Here is a 5,810-nt window from a genome sequence, read left to right as displayed (position 1 = left end):
GAAGGCTGATAGAGCCACGAAAGTGAAGTCGGTGGTTGAGGTTGCGAAGGTGAAGCCAGCTGCAAAGGTTGAGCGAGTGGCTAAGAAAGTAAAGAAGACAGAAGAGAAAACCGAAACGAGTCCCGCAACTCCTGCTGCTCCTGCGAAAGGCCCTGAGGGACCTTTGGCAAGCCCGGAATCCTCCCGGTTTATCCCCCAGGCCATAAAAGACAAGGTCTTCAAGCGCGACGGAGGAAAGTGTGCGTTCACGGGCCCCGGCGGGCAAAGATGCGGCTCAAAGTGGAACATTCAGGTCGATCATATCACCCCCTTCGCCCTTGGAGGGAGTAACTTGCCTGAGAATCTTCAACTTCTCTGCAGACGTCACAATCAGCACAAGGCTGTCAAAGACTTTGGGAAAAAGAAAATAGATGGGCATTTAAAGAGGGGATAGTCGATGAGAGGATATTCGAATTGGCGATGAAGATCTAAGGAGGCAGGATTGATAATGTCGGATGGAGCTCAGCATTTGTTTTTGACAACTTGACCGCATCGATTATTCTGATATAATCAATAGTCTGTAGCTGCATAGGAATCAGGGACAATAAGAAAGGGAGCCTGATGCGAGTATTGATTACCGGGATCACCGGCTTTGCCGGGAGCCACCTCGCCGACCTCTGTCTGTCGAAAAAAGATGTGGAACTCTACGGCATAATACGCTGGAGAAGCCGTACAGAGAATATCGAGCATATATGGGACCGGATCAATCTTCTGGAATGTGACCTTCGGGATGCTTCATCGACACGCGACGTGATCGAGAAGATCAGGCCCGAATATATCTTCCATCTGGCCGCTCAGTCATTTGTGCCGACATCCTGGAATGCTCCGTCCGAATCGCTGACGACCAATATCATAGGCCAGCTGAATATCTTCGAAGCGGTCAAAAAACTCGATGTCGACTGTCGTATACAGATCGCCTGTTCGAGTGAGGAATATGGCATGGTCTACCCGGACGAGGTCCCGATCAAGGAGAGTAGTCCGCTGAGGCCCCTGAGCCCGTACGGTGTCAGCAAGGTCGGACAGGATATGCTCGGGTACCAGTATTTTATGAGTTACGGCATGAAGATCGTGAGGACGCGAGGGTTCAATCATACAGGCCCGAGGAGAGGCCCGGTCTTTGTGTGCAGTGATTTTGCAAAACAGATCATCGATATAGAGCAGGGACGCAAGGACCCTGTGATGGAAGTGGGAAACCTGGACGCCAGGCGCGACTTTACAGATGTGAGAGATATGGTCAGGGCGTACTGGCTCTCTCTCGAAAAGGGTAAACCTGGGAAGGCATACAACATCTGTACGGGGAAAAGCTACAGTATCAAGGAGATTCTTGACCAGCTCATTGAGATCAGCGGGGTGAAGGTAGAGGTCAGGACCGACAAGGGAAGGCTCCGCCCGAGCGATGTCCCCCTGCTTGAGGGGGATAACAGCGAATTTACATCTGATACCGGGTGGAAGCCCGAGATTCCAATAGAAAAGACACTTTCCGACCTTCTCGAATTCTGGCGTAACTGTGCCAGCCACGGATGATCCGGGAGCAGGCATGATGAAGGTCATAGTCACAGGTTCGAACGGTTTTGTGGGAGGTTATCTTGCCAGCGAGCTGGTCCGCAACGGACATGAAGTGCTGGAGGTAGACCTCGCCGCTGCCGCTCGGCCTGACCGGACAGGCTCCGTGCCGGGTTGTTCCTACCGGCAGTGTGATCTGACCGACAAACGATCGGTCCAGTCACTTATAAGCGAAGAAAGTCCGGGAGGGATCATTCACCTGGCCGCCCAGAGTTCTGCGGCGCGTTCATTCGATGATCCGGCCGGGACTTACCGGGCTAACCTCATGGGCGCCCTCAATCTTCTTGAATCCGACAGAAATGCGAAGACAAAAGCCAGGATACTGATAACCGGTTCGTGCGACGAGTACGGGGTGAGGTGTCCGGAGGAAATGCCCCTGGGGGAAGATTCTCCGATCGAGCCGATCAGCCCGTACGCATCGAGCAAGGCGGCACAGAACCTGCTAGCTATGCAGTATTTCAGGGCTTTTGGCACGCGGGTGGTCCTGACGAGGAGTTTCAGTCATACCGGAGCCGGACAGTCGGAAAAATTTGTACTTCCGGCATTTGCCAGACAATGCGCGGCCATCACGTCAGGTACTGTGGAGCCGGTGGTAAAGACGGGGAACACCAATATTGTCAGGGATTTTCTCGATGTCAGAGATGTCGTCCGCGCCTACGGGCTACTGTTGGAGAAGGGTATCGAGGGCAGGGTCTACAACGTGTGCAGCGGTGATGGCCTGGCTCTCGAAGAGGCTCTGGATTCGCTGATAGCGATGACGGGAGGGGATGTGAGAAAAGAGGTCGATCCGACCCACGTCCGCCAGGTGGATGTGCCTGTATTGACGGGCGATAACCACAGACTGGCAAAGGATACCGGATGGGAACCGCAGATAGGAAGAGAGAGGATGCTCAGGGAACTGTTCGACTGGTGGTTGTCGAAATCGGTTACTGAATAGTCGAGATCGGCCGCTGAATAGTGGCAGTGGTTCAACGAACGGTCCGCCTGGTGAAGAGGCCTGACGGACAGACCGCCTGGTGAAAATGCCTGTTGGTCAAACCGCCTGGTGAACAGGCCCGACGAACAGAGCGTTGGCATCCTTGAAGGAAAACTGTTATTAATCAATGAATACGGCCAGATGGCCGGTTTCCGGGGGTGGCGCAGCCGGACCCGGATAATGGAGTGATCAGAAAAAGGGGTATGGAATGCCGAAGATCTGTATGGTTGGTACCGGATATGTCGGGCTTGTAAGCGGAGCGTGTCTCGCCGATTTTGGCAACATGGTCACCTGCGTGGATATAGACAAGTCCAGGATCGATAATATCGAAAAAGGTATCATGCCGATCTATGAGCCCGGCCTTAAAGAACTGGTAAAAAGGAATCACGATGCGGGCAGACTGAAATTCACGACAGACCTGGCTTCGGCCGTAAATGAATCTCTTGTCGTCTTCTCTGCTGTCGGGACACCTATGGGGGAAGATGGGTCGGCAAACCTCAGCGCTGTCCATGATGTGGCCAGGGACGTGGCGCTGAATATGGACGAGTACAAGATATTCGTGCAGAAAAGCACTGTGCCGGTAGGGACTTCTGAAGAAGTCGGAAAGATTATCAGCGCAAACCTCGAAAAGGAGATACCCTTCGACCTGGTCTCAAACCCCGAGTTTCTCAGAGAGGGTTCGGCAATAGAGGATTTTATGAGGCCGAACAGGGTCGTCCTTGGTGTGGAGAGCGACAAAGCGAGAGATATCATGAGAGAGATCTACAGGCCGCTCTACCTTCTCGAGACGCCAATAATATTTACATCCATCAGGACCGCCGAACTTGTAAAGTACACGAGTAACGCATTTCTGGCAGTAAAGATATCGTTCATAAATGAGGTGGCGGACCTCTGTGAAGAGGTCGGAGCCAACGTAAGTGAAGTTGCCAGGGCAATGGGGCTCGACAAGAGGATCGGGCCGAAGTTTCTACACGCTGGAGTAGGCTACGGGGGGTCCTGCCTTCCGAAGGATGTGTCGGCTATTCTCCACACAGCTGAAGATTTAGGCACAAAACTCAGGGTCATTCAGGCGGCGAGCGACGTCAACGAAAACAGGATCGAAGGCTTGATCGAAAAGTTGAAGTCAGAGATCGACAACCTGAGCGGAAAGACGATAGCGATCCTGGGACTTTCGTTCAAACCGAATACGGATGATCTCAGGCATGCTCCATCGCTGAAGTTGATGGACAGCCTTCAGGAGTTAGGGGTGACCATCCATGCCTATGATCCTATAGCGATGGATAACGCGAAGAAGGAGTATGGCGGGAAAGTCAGTTATTTCGACGATGCCTATTCGGCAATGGATGGCACCGATGGACTTATACTGATGACGGAGTGGAACGAGTTCAGGCAGCTGGATCTTGAGAAGATCAGAGATCTGCTCAATGAGCCCATTGTCATAGATTGCCGTAATATATACAAACCCGGATTGATGAAGAAAATGGGATTCAGATACCAGTCGTTCGGCAGGCCTTCTGACGCTATGAAGTAGATGGCCGGTCCGGGAACTGTTGAGGGAGAACAAATGAAGAAGATCCTGGTAACGGGCGGAGCCGGTTTCATCGGTTCCAATTTCGCCAGAATGCTGATGAATAGGAAGGCCAAACGCAAGGTAGTCGTCCTCGACAAGCTGACTTATGCAGGCAACCTGGATAATCTCGCAGACCTTTCCGGAATGGACGGGTTCGAGTTTGTGAAGGGGGATATATGTAACGGCAGACTCCTTGACGAGCTAATGTCCGGGACCGATATCATATACAACTTCGCGGCAGAGACTCATGTGGACAGATCGATCCTCGAAGCTGGAAGCTTCGTCAAGACCGACGTCGTAGGCACTTACACCCTTCTTCAGATGGCGCTGAAACACAAGGTCCGCAGGTTCGTTCAGATATCTACAGACGAGGTCTACGGCAGCATAGAAAAGGGGAAGTTCAGGGAGAGCGATCCGATGAGGCCGAACAGTCCCTACTCTGCCAGCAAGGCCGGAGCAGATATGCTCGTCAGGTCATTCCATCGTACGTTCGGACTGCCCGTGATCATAACGAGGAGTTCCAACAACTTCGGTCCATTCCAGCATCCGGAGAAGTTCATACCTCTCTTCACGACGAACGCGCTTGAGGGAAAACCGATGCCTCTGTACGGAGACGGGAAGAACGTCCGAGACTGGATCTATGTGGAGGATAACTGCAGGGCGATAGAACTCGTCGGGCGGAAGGGTAAAGTAGGCGAAGTCTACAATATCGGGGCGGGGGACGAGAAAAAGAATATTTTCATCGCAAAAAAGATCGTCAGCCTTTCAGGAGCCGACAAAGACCTGCTAACACTTGTTTCAGACCGACCGGGGCACGACAGGCGTTATGCCGTCGATACAAGGAAGATCAAGTTGCTGGGCTGGAAGAAGAAGGTGCCTTTCAACGAAGGTATGCTCATGACGATCGACTGGTACAGGGACAACGAAGACTGGTGGAGAAAGATCAAGGAAGGCAGCTTTAAAAAATATTACAGAAAGATGTACAAAGACAGAATCGAAGGTGGAAAGGCCAGGAAATGAGAGCAGTCCTTGTGGTCGGCGCGCGCCCGAATTTCATGAAAGTCGCTCCCCTTATGCGTGAGTTCGCGAAGCGGGGGAATGTTGAGACATTGCTGGTGCATACCGGGCAGCATTATGACGAGAACATGTCAAAAGTGTTCTTCCACGATCTGGAACTGCCCGAGCCTGACATATATCTCGGAGTGGGTTCCGGCAGCCATGCCGAACAGACGGCAAAAGTGATGGTAGCTTTCGAGATCATCGTCGAAAAACAGAGACCAGACATCATCATCGTCGTGGGAGACGTCAATTCCACACTGGCCTGTTCGATAGTGGGGGCCAAGCTTCATGTCCCAGTGGCGCATGTCGAATCAGGACTTAGGAGTTTTGATCTCGACATGCCTGAAGAGATAAACAGGATGGTGACCGACATCCTCTCATCCTACTGTTTTACTACTTCACCGGAAGCCGAGACGAATCTCCTGAAGGAGGGTGTGGGGAAGGAAAAGATCTTTTTTGCAGGCAACATAATGATAGATTCGCTTCACTATCTCTCAGAAAAGGCCGACAGGTCGTCCATCCTGAAAGAACTGTCTCTCCCGGAGAACAATTATATCCTGGTCACTCTTCACAGGCCTTCGAACGTCGACGATCCGGAGGAAC

The 5,810-nt window shown here is 52.2% G+C and carries 6 protein-coding genes; all 6 read left to right on the top strand.

Annotated elements, in window-relative coordinates; genetic code table 11:
- A partial coding sequence (locus tag KOO63_04785) for an HNH endonuclease (protein ID MBU8921119.1) occupies positions 1–433 on the top strand: 433 nt, incomplete at its 5' end.
- A gap of 167 nt (positions 434–600) precedes the next feature.
- Positions 601–1,563 (top strand): GDP-mannose 4,6-dehydratase, encoded by a 963-nt coding sequence (locus KOO63_04780; GenBank protein MBU8921118.1) that lies wholly within the window; start codon positions 601–603, stop codon positions 1,561–1,563.
- Between the two features lie 13 nt (positions 1,564–1,576).
- Positions 1,577–2,539, top strand: a complete 963-nt coding sequence (locus tag KOO63_04775) for a GDP-mannose 4,6-dehydratase (protein ID MBU8921117.1) — start codon at positions 1,577–1,579, stop codon at positions 2,537–2,539.
- Between the two features lie 247 nt (positions 2,540–2,786).
- A complete protein-coding gene (locus KOO63_04770) occupies positions 2,787–4,109 on the top strand; it encodes a UDP-glucose/GDP-mannose dehydrogenase family protein (GenBank protein ID MBU8921116.1) in 1,323 nt (440 codons plus the stop codon).
- Between the two features lie 33 nt (positions 4,110–4,142).
- Entirely contained in the window at positions 4,143–5,168 is a 1,026-nt protein-coding gene (rfbB, locus tag KOO63_04765; protein MBU8921115.1) for a dTDP-glucose 4,6-dehydratase, read from the top strand.
- Positions 5,165–5,810 (top strand): UDP-N-acetylglucosamine 2-epimerase (non-hydrolyzing) (gene wecB / locus KOO63_04760; protein MBU8921114.1); only part of this gene is annotated, 646 nt, incomplete at its 3' end. The genes rfbB and wecB, both read left to right, overlap by 4 nt.

It is taken from the genome of Candidatus Latescibacterota bacterium (assembly GCA_019038625.1).
GTDB lineage: Bacteria > Krumholzibacteriota > Krumholzibacteriia > Krumholzibacteriales > Krumholzibacteriaceae > JAGLYV01.
Note: the sequence above shows the minus strand (reverse complement) of the source record. Positions and strands in the feature narration are given on the sequence as shown.

Excerpts from the sequence above, each read along its gene's own strand:
- KOO63_04770 (MBU8921116.1), top strand. The coding sequence starts at position 2,787 with ATGCCGAAGATCTGTATGGTTGGTACCGGATATGTCGGGCTTGTAAGC.
- KOO63_04775 (MBU8921117.1), top strand. The coding sequence starts at position 1,577 with ATGATGAAGGTCATAGTCACAGGTTCGAACGGTTTTGTGGGAGGTTAT.
- rfbB (MBU8921115.1), top strand. The coding sequence starts at position 4,143 with ATGAAGAAGATCCTGGTAACGGGCGGAGCCGGTTTCATCGGTTCCAAT.
- KOO63_04780 (MBU8921118.1), top strand. The coding sequence starts at position 601 with ATGCGAGTATTGATTACCGGGATCACCGGCTTTGCCGGGAGCCACCTC.